Consider the following 15,641-nt stretch of genomic DNA (forward strand, 5'->3'; position numbering starts at 1 on the left):
ACAGGTCGGCCCACGGCGATCCGCGCGTCGGTAGAGGGCCCGGTGCAGCCGACGATCGAGCCCGCGGTTCTCGATCCGGAAGCCACCCAGGGCATCACCGATGCGGGCATGATGACGGATTTCGTCGTAGGTACCGCGATGAGTATCGAGTTCGACGGCCCGCTTCCCGACAGCGGTGTCACCCTCACACGCACCTACGCGGCGCCTCTGCCGGAGGACGCCGTTGCGACCTTCGCGTACTGGGACGCTGAATACGGCACCTGGCGCGCGGTGACGTCGACGTTGTCGCCGGACCGACGGACCGTCACCGCCGTGGTGCACCACCTGTCGTGGTGGAACGACTTCATCGCCGGATCGAAGGATGCCATCGGCAAGGTCGTCGACGCTGCCAAGAGCGCTGGCCAAGCCGTCAGCCAGTGGGCAACGGACACGGCGACCACGGCTGCTGAGGCCCTGCATTGGTCGCTCGGAAACATCTTCACAACACGGGTGGAGCTACCCGAGTGCGATTTCCCGACGCCGAACTGGGTGATCGATCTCCCCGTCGGGACCGCGGTGGACGACCCGGTACGATTCTGCGCCGGATACGACAAGGCCAACCCCGGCCTTCTCGTCGTGAAGGCACGTGCAAACCGCGGATACGGGTTCCCCGTGAGTCTCGCCGTCACTCCTGCGTGGGAGTACAACTCCAGCTCCGAGAACTCTCTCGGATCGATGATCGACACCGTGGGGAACCTCGACAAGACGGTCGCGACGTCCATGGCGGAGTTGCTCAACCACGGCCGCTACGTCGCCGCAGGCAAAGAGGTCAGCTTCGGTATCCCCGCCAGCGCACTGCGGGGGTACTCCGCTCAGTACCTCATGGAGCTACCCGCACCGTCCGTCGCACAATTCGTCTCGTCGACGATCGCCCAGCAACTCGTCGCGTGGGGAGTCGGCCAGGCGGAGGGACAGCTGGCCGCAGCGCTCGCGATGGCGAACTGCTGGTCTTCCTTCGCCTCAGCAGACGATGTCGGCAAGGTCTCCGGCGCCGTACTGACGTGCGTGAACAATGCCGATGAAAAGGTCGCGCGTCTGCTCGGTGAAGTTCTGCGACAGCGAGGTATGCAGGAGAACGCTGCGGGCAAGCTCGCCGGGAAACTCGTCGGACGGGTATCGCTCGCGCTCGCCTTCATTCCCGCGGTGATCTCGACGTTCGACTACCTGGCTGAGACGAATCTGCCCCGCAATGCGAGGGCACTCTCCATCACCATCGACGCCGCCTCTACCGCGGTGCCCTCGATATCCGACCAGTCTGTGGGCACCCTGCTCGTCCCCGCCGGAGCCTGCGTCGGGTGGGGCCCATCGAAACCCGTGCAGCTCTCCGGGGGGAAGGGAGAGACCTTCGACAGCTCAGGTTCCGGGACCGGCATCCTCGACACCCGTCTGATCGGGGCGAAGGATCTCACGGGCGACGGGGCGGATGACGCAGTCCTTCTGATCGATTGCACGGGCACGCCCGCTGCGCACTGCTGCGCGGGGCGCGCATCGATACTCCCGACGGTGATCGCTCTGGATCTCGCGGGGGCGAATCCTGTTCTCATTGGAAACCCGATCACCGGAGGCTCACTCGCGTCATCGGAAGGGCCGGTGCCTACGAAGATCGGCACCCTGGATGGACGTACGCCCGTGCTCGATGGCAAAGACATCCTCACGTACGAAGCGCCCATCTACGATCTGGACGACCCCCAGGAAGCTGCCCGGATCTCGGGGTGGTTCCGTCACACGCTGACCGGCGGTGCGTGGACCCGGTCCGCCTCCTCGCCCCCGTCGAGTTAGCGGCGCCGACGCCGGGGCGTTCCCGGTCAGAGCGCCGGGCCCGCGATCGCGGCGCCCCCCGCGGGCACCTCGAGCACACCGGAGTCGAGCGTCACGCCGTCGACCGTTGCCAGGAGAACCCCGGAACCGGATGCCACGGGCACGGAGGCCGCGGCATCCGAGAGGTTCACGAGCACGACGAGGTCGTCGCGGCGCAGCTCGTACACGCGGCCGCCGACGGCCTCGGTCGTGCGCGCCGACAGGCCGTGGCGGGAGGGGTTGGTCAACTCGGGACGCGCGCGCCGCAGCTTCGCCAGCTCGCGGTACAGCGCGAGGAGTTCGGCGTGGCCGTCGGCCGCGGGCTCGGCCCAGTCGAGCTTCGACCGGCGGAACGTTTCGGGGTCCTGCGGGTCGGGGACCACCGACTCGTCCCAGCCCATCTTCTCGAACTCGGCGACGCGGCCCTTGGCGGTGGCCTCGCCGAGCTCGGGCTCGGGGTGCGACGTGAAGAACTGCCACGGGGTCGTGGCGCCCCACTCCTCGCCCATGAACAGCATCGGGGTGCCAGGGGCGGTGAGGGTCAGCACGGCGGCCGCGGCGAGGCGGTCGAACGGCAGGCTCTGCGACAGGCGGTCGCCGGCGGCGCGGTTGCCGATCTGGTCGTGGTCCTGCGCGAACGTCACGAGACGCCAGTTCGGCACCTCCGCGGGGACGACGTGGCCGTGCGCGCGACCCCGGAACGACGAGTACGTGCCGTCGTGGAAGAACCCGCCCTCCGACACCTTCTCGAACGCCTCGAGCGCAGCGAAGTCCTCGTAGTACCCGATCGTCTCGCCGGTCAGGGCGACGTGGGCCGTGTGGTGCCAGTCGTCCGACCACTGCGCGGTGAGCCCGTACCCGCCGGCCTCGCGCGGCAGGATCAGCTTCGGGTCGTTCATGTCCGACTCGGCGATCGTGGTGAGCGGGATGCCACGATGTGCCGACAGCGCGTCGGTGCGTTCGGCGATCTCCTGCAGCACGTGCACCGGACGATGGTCGAGCAGCGCGTGCACGGCATCCAGGCGGAGTCCGTCGACGTGGTAGTCGCGCATCCACATCAGCGCATTCTCGACGATGTAGGAGCGCACGGCGTCCTCGTCGAGGTTGATCGAGTCGCCCCACGTGTTGCGGCTGCCCTCGCGGAGGTACGGGCCGAACTCGGGCAGGTAGTTCCCGGACGGTCCGAGATGGTTGTAGACCACGTCCTGCACGACCGCGAGCCCCGCGGCGTGCGCGGCGTCGACGAAGCGCTGGTACGCGGCCGGGCCGCCGTACGCCTCGTGCACGGTGTACCAGAGGACGCCGTCGTAGCCCCAGTTCCAGACGCCGTTGAAGCCGTTGACCGGGAGCAGCTCGACGTGGGTCACGCCGAGATCGACGAGGTGGTCGAGCCGGTCGATCGCGGCATCCAGGGTCCCCTCGGGCGTGAAGGTGCCGAGGTGCAGCTCGTAGATGAGGCCGCCCGCGAGCTGGCGCCCGGTCCAGGTGGCATCCGTCCACGAGAACGTCGAGGGATCGAACCACGCGGATGCCTCGTGCACCCCGCCCGGCTGCCGCCGCGACCGCGGGTCGGGGCGCAGGTCGTCGCCGTCGCCGAGGACGAAGCCGTAGCGCTCACCGTCCGCGAGGCGCACGTCCGCACTCCACCAACCGCCTTCCGTCGGCGCGAGCTCGACGTCTTCGACGACGCTCTCGCCGCTCTCGTCCAGCCGCCGCAGCCGCACGCGGTCGGCCTTGGGTGCCCACAGTTCGACGCTCATGGCATCCTCTCTTCCGCCCGGGCGGGATGTATCGATCAGGAGCAGGCCGGTTCGTCGACCAGGAGAGCGACCGGGAGGTCGCTCAGCAGCTCCGCGAGCGGCACCGGGCCGCCGGGGAACCGGCGCCCCGTCAGCACATCGACCGCGGCGACGTCGGGGCGCAGCAGCACGGTGTCGCGCCAGCCTCCGGCCGCCCGCAGGCCGTGCGGGAGGCGGGTCGCGACGGCGGAGACACCGCCGCGATCGAACGCGACGACGTGCCCGGATGCCGCGCCCGCGGCCTCGAGCGGGCGGTACAGCGCGTACCGCTCGGGGCAGTCGCGCCGCACGCGCAGTGCGCGCGAGGTCACGAGCAGCTTCGCCGCGCCGGTGGCATCCACCGGGGGAAGCGTCGCGTCCTCGGCGTCCAGCGCCGCCAGCAGGCGCGCCCGTTCCGCGAAGTCCACCGGCCGACGGTTGTCGGGGTCGACGAGCGACTGCTCCCACAGCTCCGAGCCCTGGTAGACGTCGGGCACGCCGGGTCCGGTGATCTGCAGCAGCTTCGCGGCGAGTCCGTTCGACCAGCCGTCGGCGGCGATCTCGTCCACGAAGGCCTGGACACGGGATGCCGCGGGGCCCGTCGCCGCGTCGACGACGGCGTGCATGCGCTCCTCGAACGCCTCGTCCTGCTCCCACCAGCCGGTGACCTCGGACGCCTCGCGTGCGGCCTTCTCGGCGTACGCGTGCAGCCGCTCGCGGTACTCCGCGAGACCGGAGCGCGTGGATGCCGAGCCCGGCCAGGCCCCGACGATCGCCTGCCACAGCAGCGCGTCGAACGGGCCGTGCCCGGTCGAGGCGATGCCCCGGAACTCCTCGAGCACCTCGGCCCACCGCGCCGGGATCTCCGCAAGTACGGCGATGCGGGCGCGGGTGTCCTCGCCGCGCTTGGTGTCGTGGGTCGACAGGGTCGTCATGGCGGTGGGCCACGACGCCTGCCGCGCCGCCTGCGCGGCGTGGAAACCGTCGACGTCGAGCGAGAACTCCGCCGGGTCGCCGCCGACCTCGGTCAACGATCCGAGGCGGGTGTAGCGGTAGAACGCGGTGTCCTCGACGCCCTTCGCCATCACCGGACCGGTCGTCTGCTGGAAGCGCCACGCGATCTCGAGATCGGTGTCGGTCAGCGCCGGCACGAGTGCCTCGAGCACGTCGCCGAGCTCGGGCCGACGCTCCTCGGCCTCGCCGACGGCGGCATCCAGGTGCGACCGTCCGGCCGGGAGGTACGAGCGGTAGACGGGGAAGCACGCGAGGATCTCGGCGAGCGCGTCCTGCAGCGCCTCGGCGCCGAACTCCTCGCGCAGCGCGGCGGGGAGCCCGCGCACGATGCGCCGGATCTCGGACACCTGGATCGTGTCGGCGATGCGACGCTTGGTGTCGTGGATGAGGTCGTGCCAGCCGGTCAGCGCCGGGAGGCCGCTGTCGACGCGCAACCGCGCGTCGAGCGCATCGAGCGCCGCCTCGCCCGCGGGGTCGGTGAGCACGCGGTCGACCTCGGCGAGCGCGTCGTACCCGGTGGTGCCCGCGGTCTTCCACCACGACGGCAGCGCCTCGCCGTGCTCGAGGATCTTCTCGACCAGCACGTACCCGGCGTCCTCGCCGCCCGCTTCGCGCAGCGCCGTCGCGAGCCGGTCGAGGTAGCCGCCGGGGTCGACGAGACCGTCCGGGTGGTCGACGCGCAGGCCGTCGGCGAGGCCCTCGCGCACCCAGCGCAGGATCTCGGCGTGCGTCGCGTCGAACACCTCGGGACGCTCGACCCGCACACCCGCGAGCGTCGTGACGGCGAAGAAGCGGCGGTAGTTGAGGTCGGCCGCTTCGTCCTGCCAGAACCGCAGCTCGAAGTTCTGCGCGTCGAGGAGAGCGCGGACGTCCGGCGTCCCCGTTCCCGGGGCCACCGGGAAGACGTGGTCGTAGTACCGGATCAGGCCGTCGGGGGCGTCGGCCGCGGGCGTCGGGTCGTACGAGATCTCGTCGATCACGTCGGCGAGGTCGGCGCCAAGCACGGGCACGCGCACCTTGCCGCCGCCGAACTCCCAGTCGATGTCGAACGCGTCCGCGTGGGCGGAGGCGCGTCCCTGGCGGAGTACGTCCCACCACCAGGCGTTCGTCCGGGGTTCGGAGACGCCCATGTGGTTCGGGACGATGTCGATCAGGATGCCGAGCCCCTCGGCGCGGGCGGCTTCGGCGAACCGCGCCAGCCCCTCGGCGCCGCCGCGCGCGGGGTCGACGCGCGTGACGTCGACGACGTCGTAGCCGTGGTCGGACCCGGGCGTCGCCTCGAGCAGCGGCGACAGGTACGCCCACGACACCCCGAGGTCACGGAGATAGCCCGTGACCTCGGCGGCGGTGCCGAGGGGGAAGGATTCGCGGATCTGCAGGCGGTAGGTCGAAAGCGGATGCCGCATTCTTCGATCAGAGCTCCGGTTTGGGTGCCTGCCCGGGCAGGTCGTCGGTGGCGGTGATGGCGATCTGCGCCGTGAGCGAGGCAGCGACCGTGTGGTCGATCTCGGGCTCGGGCAGGTGGTGCTCGCGCAGCACGATGAGCGACTTCGGCTCGAGCTTGAGCGCCTCGCCGGGCGCGATCGGCTCGGTGTTGGCGCGCTCGCCCGCGGTGTCGACGTACACGTCCCACTCGGGCGAGTACTGGATGTCGGGCACGTGGAAGTCGACCGGCTCGTCGCCGGCGTTGAAGAGCACGAGGAAGTGGTCGTCGCTGATGGCCTCGCCGCGGCGGTCGCGCTCGCGGATGCCCTGGCCGTTGAGGAACACGCCGACCGCGCGGCCGAAGCCGGAGTCCCAGTCCTCGGGCTGCATGAGCGTGCCGTCGGGCCGCAGCCACACCACGTCGGGGATGTTGTCCCCCTCCTCCATCTTCACCGGACGGCCGTCGAAGAACCGGCTGCGGCGGAAGGTGGGGTGCTCCTTGCGGAGGCGCGCGAGGGCCGCGGTGAACTCGATGAGCGGATGGTCGACGCTGGACCAGTCCACCCACGTGATCTCGTTGTCCTGCGCGTAGCCGTTGTTGTTGCCGCCCTGGGTGCGGCCCAGCTCGTCGCCGTGCAGCAGCATCGGCACGCCCTGGCTGAGCAGCAGCGTCGCGATGAAGTTGCGCTGCTGCTGCGCGCGGCGCGTGCGCACCTCGGGGTCGTCGGTCGGCCCCTCCACGCCCATGTTGCTGGAGCGGTTGTGCGATTCGCCGTCGTTGTTGTCCTCGCCGTTGGCCTCGTTGTGCTTCTCGTTGTACGAGACCAGGTCGCGGAGCGTGAACCCGTCGTGCGCGGTGACGAAGTTGATGGATGCCACGGGCCGACGCCCCGAGTGCTCGTACAGGTCGGCCGAGCCGGTGAGGCGCGACGCGAACTCGCCGAGCGCCTGCGGCTCGCCGCGCCAGAAGTCGCGGACGGTGTCGCGGTACTTGCCGTTCCACTCCGTCCACTGGGGCGGGAAGTTGCCGACCTGGTACCCGCCGGGGCCGACGTCCCACGGCTCGGCGATGAGCTTGACCTGCGAGACCACCGGATCCTGCTGCACGAGTTCGAAGAAGGCCGCCAGACGGTCGACCTCGTAGAACTCGCGGGCGAGGGTGGATGCCAGGTCGAAGCGGAACCCGTCGACGTGCATGTCGAGCACCCAGTAGCGCAGCGAGTCCATGATCAGCTGCAGCGTGTGGGGGTTGCCGACGTTGAGGCTGTTGCCGGTGCCGGTGTAGTCGGTGTAGTAGCGCTTGTCGTCGTCTTCGAGGCGGTAGTACGCCTCGTTGTCGATGCCGCGCATGGAGAGCGTGGGGCCCATGTGGTTGCCCTCGGCGGTGTGGTTGTAGACCACGTCGAGGATGACCTCGATGCCCGCCGCGTGCAGGGCCTTCACCATGGCCTTGAACTCCTGCACCTGCTGACCGTGGTCACCCGTGGAGGAGTAGGTGTTCTGGGGCGCGAGGAACGCGATGGTGTTGTAGCCCCAGTAGTTCGACAGCCCCTTCTCCTCGAGCGTGGAGTCGTTGACGAACTGGTGCACGGGCATCAGCTCGATCGCGGTGATGCCGAGCTTGCGCAGGTGGTCGATGACCGCGGGGTGCGCGATGCCGGCGTAGGTGCCGCGCAACTCCTCGGGCACGTCGGGGTGCAGCTGCGTGAGGCCCTTGACGTGCGCTTCGTAGATGAAGCTCTCGGCGTAGGGGGTCTTGGGGCGGCGGTCGCCGCTCCAGTCGAAGAACGGGTTGATGACCACGCCCTTCATCATGTGCGCGGCGGAGTCTTCGTCGTTGAACGAGTCGGGGTCGCCGAACTCGTAGCTGAAGACGGGCTGGCCCCAATCGATCTGTCCCTCGACGGCCTTGGCGTACGGGTCGAGCAGGAGCTTGCTCGGGTTGAACCGCTGGCCGTTCGCCGGGTCGTAGGGACCGTGCACGCGGTAGCCGTACCGCTGCCCGGGCTGGATGTTGGGGAGGTACGCGTGCCAGACGAAGGCGTCGACGTCGACGAGCTCGAAGCACGTCTCGGTCCCGTCCTCGTCGAACAGGCACAACTCGACGCGCTCCGCCGCCTCACTGAAGAGAGCGAAGTTCGTCCCGTTGCCGTCGTACGTGGCCCCGAGGGGATAACTGGATCCTGGCCATACCTGCTGCACGTCGCTCACGATAGACCAGCGTCGTTTCCACGAAGCGTCGGTGTCACCGCTGTTGACACCCGACCGACCCCCGACTATGCGCGCGGGTTCCTATGCGCGCTCCGGCGGATGCACGAGCAGGTCGATGCGCTCGTCGAGATATCGCGCGAGCGGCATGTACCCGCCCTGCGCGCTCCACCGCACCACGGGCTCGCCGGCGCGCAGCGCGAGCGGCGCCGACCGGTCGTCGAGGGCTTCGAGATCGAGCGGATGCCACCCGATGTGCACCGTCTGCCCCTCGGGCACGCCCCCGCGGTGGGCGGCGGCCGCGAGCTCGGCGCGACGCCGCTGCGACTCGGCCGCGAACCCCCGGCGCACCTCCGCCCGGGAGCGCACGATGTCGCCGGTCGCGAGGACGGCGTCGTCGGTAAGGAGCAGCACACCGAGGTGCCACGCGCGCCCGCGGTCGACGATGCGGGGAGCGCGCGGGATGCCGAGCAACCGCCGCCCCTCCTGCAGTTCGCCGATCCGCTCGCGCGGGGCGTCGGCGAGCCGGCCCCGCGCCGTGGCGAGGAGGTCGTCGACAGCGCTCACGACAGTCCCTCCAGCGCGGAGCGGGCGTGGTCGAGGTCCCGCCCCCGGGCGGTCGCCGTCTCCCGCGCCGCCGTCGTCGCCTCCTGCGCCGCGTCGACGGCCGCGTCGGCCGCCTCGGCATCCTTCTCCACCCGGGCGATCTCGGCGCGGAGCGACTCCAGCCGTTCGCGGACCCGGTCGGCCCGTTCGCGAGCGGTCGCCTCCCGCGTCTTCGCGCCCGTCAGCGCGCGGTCGGCGTCCGAGCGCGCCCGCTCCGCCTCGCGCACCGCGCGCTCCGCCGCCTTGCGCGCCCGGCGCTGCGCGAGGTCGTCCCGCGCGGGAGCCTCGACGACGGGGGCACCCTCCGGCACGGAACCGGCCACCGCCGCGCTCGGATCCGTGTCGTCGGCGAGATCGACGGATGCCACCAACCTCCCGGTGAGGATCATCGCCGCCGCGTGCGGGTCGATGATCGCCGCGTTGACGGTCTTCTCGACCGCGTCCCGCATCGTCGCGCTGAGGGGCGCACCGGCCTCGGCCGCGAGGTCGGCCGCGCGCCGCGCGAGGGCGGCCACCAGCTGACGGCGCTGGCGCCCCAGACGCGTCATCTCCGCGGCATCCGCGTCGTCCTGCGCCTCGCGCAACGCTTGCGACAGCTCGACGGCTTCGCCGAGCTGCCCGTCGCGAGCGAGGAGGTTCACCGCCCACGCCGCGAGCGTCGGCTTTCGGAGCTTCGCGATGCGCCGTCCGACGGTTCCGCCGACCTCCTCGGCGCGCGCGTTGCGGGCCGCGGTGAACTGCGCGGGCGGGAGGGCGAGCAGGTCGGCGGCGGCCGCATCGAGGAGGGCCGCCGCGTCGCTCATCCCCCCATTGTGACCCGTCGGGTCAGAGCGAGACCACCCCGGGGCGGGGTCCGCGGATCTGCCGGTGCAGTCGCTCCATGCGTGCGTCGAGCTCCGCGGCCGTGTCGGCGGCATCCTTCAACTCGGCCAGCAGCTCGTCGGGGACGAGGCGGTCGTACTTGTAATAGATCTTGTGCTCGAGGCTCGCCCAGAAGTCCATCGCGATCGTGCGGAACTGCACCTCGACCGGCACGTCGACGCGGCCGGTCGAGAGGAACACCGGCACATCGACGATCACGTGCAGGCTCTTGTAGCCGTTCGCCTTGGGACGGGCGATGTAGTCCTTCACGTCGCGCACCGTGATGTCGTCCTGCTGCGTCAGCAGGTTCGACAGGCGGTATGCGTCGTCGACGAAGCTGCAGGTGATCCGGATGCCGGCGATGTCGGTGATCGCGGCGCGGATGGAGTCGAAGTCGGCCTCGATCCCCTTGCGGCGGACCTTGTCGACGAGGCTGTCCGGCGACTTGACCCGGCTCGAGACGTGCTCGATGGGGTTGTAGTCGTGCATCTCCTGGAACTCTTCGCGCAGGATCGAGATCTTCGTCTCGACCTCGGCGAGACCGAACCGGTACTCCATGAGGAAGCGTTGGAACTCGTCGCGCATGGCGCGCAGCGAGGCCCCGGATACGGTGATCTGCTGGTCGTCCAGCGGGTCGGACATGTTCCCGACGCTAGCGGCGCCGACTTCGAGGGGCCTGGGAGATCACTCTGCGGCGGGCGGCGACGAGCGCGGGATCAGCTCGCCGTCGACGACGTCGATCCCGGTCAACTGATCGAACACGTCGGGGAGGTCGTCGGCGCCACCGGGTTCGGGCATGAGGGGGAAGCGGGAATCCATCACGGGGGTCCTTCCGTGGTCGCCACCCACACTGACAGAGCCGCCTCGCGCAATGGGTGGCCTTGACACCCCGGCGGCGGCCACATAGATCCCCGGAATCCCGCCGGTATCGTGGATGCCATGGGCACGATCTTCTACGGCGGCGGCGGGACGGCAGTCCACATCGAAGACCGCGCATTGGCGCACCTCAAGGTCGTCATCTCCACCAAGCTGCGCCGCGGCGAGAGCTTCACACTGTCATGGCAGCACCCCGAGGACCAGCCGCGGGGCCGGAGCACGCTGTGGCTGCACCCGGCGATCCCGCTCCGGTTCGTCTTCGAGGACGCCGAGCCCACCAAGCTCAGCCGTGAGTGGATCGAGCGTCTGGCCGACTCGGCCAACTCCTCGGGCGGGATCATGCTCGTCCCCGAGGACATCGCCCCCGAGAGCGCCGCGAAGGGCACGTCGAAGAGCTGAGGTCAGCCCTCTTCGACGAGGGTGTCCTCGGACGGCTCCGGCGTGATCGCGAGGCCGTTGGGACCGGATGCCGCGAGCATGAGGTCTTCGACCCACACGCGGTTGATGCGCGGCTGGCGGCTGCCGTAGAAGTGGAACTGGATCGGCACGGACGGGTGCATCCAGAAGCTGCGTCGACCGCTGCCGTCGCCGACCTCGACGTCGAACATGAACGACTCGGAGCGTCGGAGCTTGTTCATCACCACGATGCGGAGATGCGCCAGCGTGCGGTCATCGATGTCGACGGCGTTCGCGACGGTGTCGTAGATGAATCGGCCCATGAATGCGAGCCTATCCGAGCGAAACGATGGCCGACGCGCGAATGCCACGGCACCGGGTGCAGAATCAACCCCCCGATGCTGGACGTTTGTGCGGGGTTAACTAACGACGTGGGAACGCTTTTCTACGGCGACGTAGCGACTCCGATCGAAATCGAGGATCGTGCACTCGCGCACGTCAAGGTCGTCATCGCGACCAAGCTGCGCCGAGGCGAGAGTTTCACGCTCTCGTGGACGCACGGCCCGGGCCAGGAGGTGGGGCGGAGCACCGTGTGGCTGCACCCGTCGATCCCGTTGCGGTTCGTGTTCGACGACCCGGAGCCAGCGCTGCTCAGCCGCGCGTGGATCGAAGACCTCGCGAACTCGGCGAACTCCTCCGGCGGTCTGCTCCTGGTCCCGGAACCGGGGACCGGAGAGAGCAAGGCCTGAGTCAGGCCGTCCGCTGGTCGAGGATCTCGCGCGCGCCCTCTTCGACGGCCGTCGGGACGACGAGCGGACGCCCCGCGGAGAAGGCCTCCCACTCCCGCAGGACCACCGTCTCGATGTGCGCCGGGTCCTCTCCCGGGTAGTCCAGGCGAAGTCGCGAAACGACTGAATGGAGGGATGCCACGGGCACCCCGTCCACCGTCTGGACGGTGTCGACGGCGGTCACGCTGAGGCGTGCCTCGATCGCATTTTCGTCCATGCCCTCATGGTTTCACGGACCCGAGGGGATTCCTAATACTCAGAATTCAACTAGGCTTCCTAGTTTCTTACGCAGGATGCGCATTCTGATCAGAGGGTGACGTCGGCCTCCATCGGCGACTCCGCGACCTCGTGATGCGGGTCGACCTGGTCGACGGCATCCTGAAGTCGGCCGAGACACGCGATGACCGTCTCGCACTCTTCCGGCGTCATGTCGATCACGGCCGCCATCATGCGCGAGTGCATCGACCCGAGCGTGGCGCGCACCTCGGCGTCGCTCGCGGCCGTCGCGACGATGTAGATGCTGCGTCGGTCGCTCGGGTGCGGGACGCGGGTGACGTGGCCCGACTTCTCGAGGCGATCGATGATCGCGGTCGTCGAGGCGGTGGACACCCCGAGATAACGCGTCAGCTCGCTCGGCGAGACCTGGCGTCCCTGGCCGGAGGCCCGAAGGAGGTAGCGGAGCACGAGCAGTTCGTTCTCGCCCATCGACATGGATTCACGCGTGCGGCGCCGCATCGCGACCTCCGCCGCGCGGTAGACGCGGAACGCCTGAAGGACTTCCACCGCCTTTCGGCGGCGGTCGTCTTCGCTCGCGCCGTACCAATAGCGCGACGTCTGCGAGCCGTTCTCCACCTCCGCATCCTACGTCAGCGGGGCATGCGAAGGGCCCTGCCGCTTCGCGTGGCTGACAGGTACGATGGTGAATATATCGGTTCGCTACTTGATCAGAACGCGAGATACCAGAACGACGAGACAACCCGTCCAGGGGGTGACGAACACATGACCACGGAAGAAGAAGTGGTGAAGGCCGTCAGCGACCTGTCCGAATCCGGTGCCGTCTCCGAGCGCGAAGCGCTGCACTCCCTCGGGATCGGCCCCAACGACGCGAAGGTGTTGCGGTTCCTCCTCGACCGCGAGGCCGGCGACGAGCCGGTGACCCCCCGACTCCTGGCGGAGATGCTCGGCATCTCCTCGGCCGCGACCACGGCCCTCATCGACCGTCTCGCCGACGCCGGCTGGGTCGAGCGCGTGCCGTTCCCCGGGGACCGGCGTTCGATCGTGGTGCGCGCCACGATCGACGAGGATTCGCCCGCCCGTAATCTCCTCGCGGTGCGCCGCTCGTCGGTGGCCGAGGCCGCCTCCCGCCTGGATGCCTCTCAGCGTCGGGTCGTCGCCGACTTCCTCGACGAAGTGGCCCGCGCCGAGAAGCAGCACATGGAGCGGCTGCGCCCCCTGGCCGACGAATCCCGCCCCGCCTGAGCGACGGGGCGGGCACGGGTCAGCCGTTCGAGCGTCCGGTCTCCTGCTGCAGGCGGTCGATCTGCTCCGAGGCCTCGGCCTTCGTCAGGTCGGCGGTGATCTCCTCCCCAGCCTCGCGGGCCAGGGTGTCGAGGTAGCTGCGCTGCGGCGCGGTCATCGGCTCGTCGCCGGTGACCCAGTCCGAGGGATCTTTCTCTACGGGGTCCTGTCCCTCGTGCACGGCGCCGAGGGTCTCTTCTTCATGGTCACGGGGAGCATCGGTCATGGCGACACGCTAGGTCGGCGCGACACAACGGGCCCCGGGATTGACAGCCTCCGCCGCGGAGTGCGGCATCCTGGACGGATGCCCGACGACACCCGCCCCGCCGACGTCGACGTGCAGACGTTCCGGCGCGGGACCGCGCAGACGCGGGTCACGATCGTGTCGACCGGAGCCGCCGGTCGCGCGTTCGTCCTCGTCGCGGGGATCGGCGTCGCCGCGAGCTATTTCGAGTTCATCGCGCCGCTGCTCGCCGAGCACGGTGACGTGTACGCGCTCGACCTCCCCGGATTCGCCGGGATGCCGGCATCCGGTGGCGAACCGACGGCGGCGTTCTTCGCCGATCAGGTCGAGGGCGTGATCGCGCACTACGGGCTCGAGAATCCCGTGCTGCTCGGACACTCGATGGGGACGCAGGTCGTGACCGAGGTGCTCACGCGCCGGCACGATCTGTCGCACGCGGTGCTCGTGAGCCCCGTCGTGGACGAGAGCGAGGCGTCGGCGATCGTGCAGGGCGTGCGCTTCGTGCAGTCCACCGCGCGGGAGTCCCTGCACATCGCGGTGATGGCGGTCTCGGCCTACCTGCTGTGCGGATTCCTGTACTTCGCCGAGGCGCTGCCCCACATGCTGCGATACCGCATCTCGGACCGGATCCGTCTCGTGGACGCGCGACTGCTCCTCATCCGCGGCGAGTTCGACCGCCCCTCCCCGCGGCGCCTGCACTCGCGTCTCGTCGCGCGGACCCGCGATGCGCGGCGCTGGGAGATCGAGGGCGCGGCGCACTCGATCATCAACGGCCACGCCGTCGGCGTCGCCCGCCTGGTGCGGCAGCACCTCGACGACGACCTCGCGGCCCGCGGACGGCTGACGTCCGAGGAGGCGCGCGTCCCGCCCGCGCGGCACAAGGACCTCCGGATGATCCTGGATGCCACGGCGAGCCGCGTCGCCGAATGGGTCAGCGCGCTACGCCGCGACCAGGACGGCGTCGAACGCGCCAAGGTGCGACACGCGCGCCTGCTGTGGCGCGCGTACGTGTCGCGGCGCTGAGGCGGGTTAGACCGTGAGCAGGACCTTCGTCGCGCGGCGCTCGTCCATGGCGCGGTAGCCCTCTGCGGCCTCCTCGAGCGGGAGGGTGAGATCGAACACGGCACCCGGGTCGATCTTGCGGTCCCAGATGAGCTGGATCAGCTCGGGCAGGAACCGCCGAACGGGCGCGGGACCCCCGTGGAGGTGCACGGCGGAGCGGAACAGCTCCTGCCCCTCGAGCGTGACGTCGTGCGAGACGCCGACGAAACCGATGTGCCCGCCGGGGCGGGTCGAGCGCACGGCCTGCTCCATCGACTGCTGAGTGCCGACGGCCTCGATGACCGAGTGCGCGCCGAGTCCGTGCGTCAGTTCTTTGACTTTCGCGATGCCCTCGTCGCCACGCTCCTCGACGATGTCGGTGGCCCCGAAGCGGCGCGCGAGCTCCTGCCGGTCGGCGTGCCGCGACATCGCGATGATGCGCTCCGCGCCGAGCTGCTTCGCGGCCAGGATGCCGAGCAGTCCGACGGCTCCGTCGCCGACCACCGCGACCGTCTTCCCGGGGCCTACTTCGGCGGCCACCGCGGCGAACCAACCGGTGCCGAGGACGTCGCTCGCGGCGAGGAGCGACGGGATGAGGTCGGGGTCCGGCTGGCCGGGGGTCGCGACGAGCGTGCCGTCGGCGAGCGGGATGCGGGCGAACTCGGCCTGCGTACCGACGCGTCCCATCGGGACGACGTGGACGCAGCGCGACTGGTAGCCCGCCTGGCAGATCTCGCACGTGTTGTCCGAGGCCATGAAGGAGCCGACGACGAAGTCGCCCACCTTCACGTTCTTCACGGCGTCGCCGATCTCGGTGACGACCCCGACGTACTCGTGGCCCATGGGGGTGGCATCCACCGTGTCCGCCCCGCGGTACGGCCACAGGTCGGACCCGCAGATGCAGGACGCGGCGAGACGGATGATGGCATCCGTCGGTTCCTGGATGGTCGGGTCGTCGCGGTCTTCGACGCGGACGTCTCCGGCGGCGTGCATGATGACTCCACGCATGGCGGTTCCTCTCGGGTGGAAAGTGACTGGTTCCGGTGTACT

General features: G+C 69.9%; 17 protein-coding genes. 5 read left to right on the plus strand and 12 right to left on the minus strand.

Annotation, left to right across the window (positions count from 1 at the left end; genetic code table 11):
• Window positions 1–42 precede the first annotated feature (42 nt).
• Window positions 43–1,818, plus strand: coding sequence for a hypothetical protein (locus RKD05_RS03915; RefSeq protein ID WP_424708152.1), 1,776 nt, complete (start codon window positions 43–45; stop codon window positions 1,816–1,818).
• Window positions 1,819–1,844: 26 nt separating this feature from the next.
• Here the strand turns inward: RKD05_RS03915 and treZ are convergent, their stop codons facing one another.
• From treZ to RKD05_RS03950, 7 genes are all read right to left on the minus strand, one after another.
• Window positions 1,845–3,596 carry a malto-oligosyltrehalose trehalohydrolase gene (gene treZ, locus RKD05_RS03920; RefSeq protein WP_424708153.1) on the minus strand — a complete coding sequence of 584 codons (1,752 nt, stop codon included), beginning with the start codon at window positions 3,594–3,596 and terminating at the stop codon, window positions 1,845–1,847.
• Window positions 3,597–3,631: 35 nt separating this feature from the next.
• Window positions 3,632–6,034 carry a malto-oligosyltrehalose synthase gene (gene treY, locus RKD05_RS03925; RefSeq protein ID WP_424708155.1) on the minus strand — a complete coding sequence of 801 codons (2,403 nt, stop codon included), beginning with the start codon at window positions 6,032–6,034 and terminating at the stop codon, window positions 3,632–3,634.
• Between the two features lie 7 nt (window positions 6,035–6,041).
• On the minus strand, window positions 6,042–8,264 hold the full coding sequence (gene glgX / locus RKD05_RS03930; protein WP_022879217.1) for a glycogen debranching protein GlgX: 2,223 nt from the start codon (window positions 8,262–8,264) through the stop codon (window positions 6,042–6,044).
• Window positions 8,265–8,345: 81 nt separating this feature from the next.
• Window positions 8,346–8,828 carry a glutaminase gene (locus RKD05_RS03935; protein ID WP_424708157.1) on the minus strand — a complete coding sequence of 161 codons (483 nt, stop codon included), beginning with the start codon at window positions 8,826–8,828 and terminating at the stop codon, window positions 8,346–8,348.
• Window positions 8,825–9,670, minus strand: a complete 846-nt coding sequence (locus tag RKD05_RS03940) for a transposase (RefSeq protein ID WP_424708158.1) — start codon at window positions 9,668–9,670, stop codon at window positions 8,825–8,827. The genes RKD05_RS03935 and RKD05_RS03940 overlap by 4 nt, the downstream gene beginning before the upstream one ends.
• A gap of 22 nt (window positions 9,671–9,692) precedes the next feature.
• The gene (locus RKD05_RS03945; protein WP_022879214.1) at window positions 9,693–10,370 is read right to left on the minus strand and encodes a GTP pyrophosphokinase; all 678 of its coding nucleotides are present in this window, start codon (window positions 10,368–10,370) and stop codon (window positions 9,693–9,695) included.
• Window positions 10,371–10,412: 42 nt separating this feature from the next.
• Window positions 10,413–10,547, minus strand: a complete 135-nt coding sequence (locus RKD05_RS03950; protein ID WP_022879213.1) for a hypothetical protein — start codon at window positions 10,545–10,547, stop codon at window positions 10,413–10,415.
• A 120-nt stretch (window positions 10,548–10,667) separates the two neighbouring features.
• Between RKD05_RS03950 and RKD05_RS03955 the strand changes: the two genes are divergently transcribed.
• Window positions 10,668–11,003 carry a hypothetical protein gene (locus RKD05_RS03955; protein WP_022879212.1) on the plus strand — a complete coding sequence of 112 codons (336 nt, stop codon included), beginning with the start codon at window positions 10,668–10,670 and terminating at the stop codon, window positions 11,001–11,003.
• Window positions 11,004–11,005: 2 nt separating this feature from the next.
• Here the strand turns inward: RKD05_RS03955 and RKD05_RS03960 are convergent, their stop codons facing one another.
• Entirely contained in the window at window positions 11,006–11,323 is a 318-nt protein-coding gene (locus tag RKD05_RS03960; RefSeq protein WP_022879211.1) for a hypothetical protein, read from the minus strand.
• A gap of 108 nt (window positions 11,324–11,431) precedes the next feature.
• Between RKD05_RS03960 and RKD05_RS03965 the strand changes: the two genes are divergently transcribed.
• Window positions 11,432–11,749, plus strand: coding sequence for a hypothetical protein (locus RKD05_RS03965; RefSeq protein WP_022879210.1), 318 nt, complete (start codon window positions 11,432–11,434; stop codon window positions 11,747–11,749).
• Between the two features lies 1 nt (window position 11,750).
• Here the strand turns inward: RKD05_RS03965 and RKD05_RS03970 are convergent, their stop codons facing one another.
• Both RKD05_RS03970 and RKD05_RS03975 read right to left on the minus strand, forming a co-directional pair.
• Complete coding sequence (locus tag RKD05_RS03970; protein WP_424708160.1) at window positions 11,751–12,005, minus strand: hypothetical protein; 255 nt, start codon at window positions 12,003–12,005, stop codon at window positions 11,751–11,753.
• A gap of 89 nt (window positions 12,006–12,094) precedes the next feature.
• Window positions 12,095–12,640: a MarR family winged helix-turn-helix transcriptional regulator gene (locus RKD05_RS03975; RefSeq protein ID WP_424708162.1), complete on the minus strand. Its 546-nt coding sequence runs from the start codon at window positions 12,638–12,640 to the stop codon at window positions 12,095–12,097.
• A gap of 147 nt (window positions 12,641–12,787) precedes the next feature.
• Here RKD05_RS03975 and RKD05_RS03980 point away from each other — a divergent pair, with 147 nt between their 5' ends.
• Entirely contained in the window at window positions 12,788–13,267 is a 480-nt protein-coding gene (locus RKD05_RS03980; RefSeq protein WP_022879207.1) for a MarR family winged helix-turn-helix transcriptional regulator, read from the plus strand.
• Window positions 13,268–13,286: 19 nt separating this feature from the next.
• Here the strand turns inward: RKD05_RS03980 and RKD05_RS03985 are convergent, their stop codons facing one another.
• Window positions 13,287–13,532 carry a DUF3072 domain-containing protein gene (locus RKD05_RS03985; RefSeq protein ID WP_424708164.1) on the minus strand — a complete coding sequence of 82 codons (246 nt, stop codon included), beginning with the start codon at window positions 13,530–13,532 and terminating at the stop codon, window positions 13,287–13,289.
• A 78-nt stretch (window positions 13,533–13,610) separates the two neighbouring features.
• Here RKD05_RS03985 and RKD05_RS03990 point away from each other — a divergent pair, with 78 nt between their 5' ends.
• Window positions 13,611–14,573 carry an alpha/beta fold hydrolase gene (locus RKD05_RS03990; RefSeq protein WP_424708165.1) on the plus strand — a complete coding sequence of 321 codons (963 nt, stop codon included), beginning with the start codon at window positions 13,611–13,613 and terminating at the stop codon, window positions 14,571–14,573.
• Between the two features lie 6 nt (window positions 14,574–14,579).
• On the opposite strand, the gene RKD05_RS03995 is transcribed toward RKD05_RS03990, so the two are convergent.
• Window positions 14,580–15,599 carry a zinc-dependent alcohol dehydrogenase family protein gene (locus RKD05_RS03995; protein ID WP_424708166.1) on the minus strand — a complete coding sequence of 340 codons (1,020 nt, stop codon included), beginning with the start codon at window positions 15,597–15,599 and terminating at the stop codon, window positions 14,580–14,582.
• Window positions 15,600–15,641: the final 42 nt, after the last annotated feature.

Source organism: Microbacterium sp. SLBN-111, from assembly GCF_049739645.1.
In the GTDB taxonomy this organism is placed as follows: Bacteria; Actinomycetota; Actinomycetes; order Actinomycetales; family Microbacteriaceae; genus Microbacterium.

What these genes read in the sequence shown, in the direction of transcription:
- treZ (WP_424708153.1), bottom strand. Translation starts at nt 3,596, where the DNA reads ATGAGCGTCGAACTGTGGGCACCCAAGGCCGACCGCGTGCGGCTGCGG.
- treY (WP_424708155.1), bottom strand. Translation starts at nt 6,034, where the DNA reads ATGCGGCATCCGCTTTCGACCTACCGCCTGCAGATCCGCGAATCCTTC.
- RKD05_RS03940 (WP_424708158.1), bottom strand. Translation starts at nt 9,670, where the DNA reads ATGAGCGACGCGGCGGCCCTCCTCGATGCGGCCGCCGCCGACCTGCTC.
- RKD05_RS03945 (WP_022879214.1), bottom strand. Translation starts at nt 10,370, where the DNA reads ATGTCCGACCCGCTGGACGACCAGCAGATCACCGTATCCGGGGCCTCG.
- RKD05_RS03950 (WP_022879213.1), bottom strand. Translation starts at nt 10,547, where the DNA reads ATGGATTCCCGCTTCCCCCTCATGCCCGAACCCGGTGGCGCCGACGAC.
- RKD05_RS03955 (WP_022879212.1), top strand. Translation starts at nt 10,668, where the DNA reads ATGGGCACGATCTTCTACGGCGGCGGCGGGACGGCAGTCCACATCGAA.
- RKD05_RS03960 (WP_022879211.1), bottom strand. Translation starts at nt 11,323, where the DNA reads ATGGGCCGATTCATCTACGACACCGTCGCGAACGCCGTCGACATCGAT.
- RKD05_RS03970 (WP_424708160.1), bottom strand. Translation starts at nt 12,005, where the DNA reads ATGGACGAAAATGCGATCGAGGCACGCCTCAGCGTGACCGCCGTCGAC.
- RKD05_RS03980 (WP_022879207.1), top strand. Translation starts at nt 12,788, where the DNA reads ATGACCACGGAAGAAGAAGTGGTGAAGGCCGTCAGCGACCTGTCCGAA.
- RKD05_RS03985 (WP_424708164.1), bottom strand. Translation starts at nt 13,532, where the DNA reads ATGACCGATGCTCCCCGTGACCATGAAGAAGAGACCCTCGGCGCCGTG.
- RKD05_RS03990 (WP_424708165.1), top strand. Translation starts at nt 13,611, where the DNA reads ATGCCCGACGACACCCGCCCCGCCGACGTCGACGTGCAGACGTTCCGG.
- RKD05_RS03995 (WP_424708166.1), bottom strand. Translation starts at nt 15,599, where the DNA reads ATGCGTGGAGTCATCATGCACGCCGCCGGAGACGTCCGCGTCGAAGAC.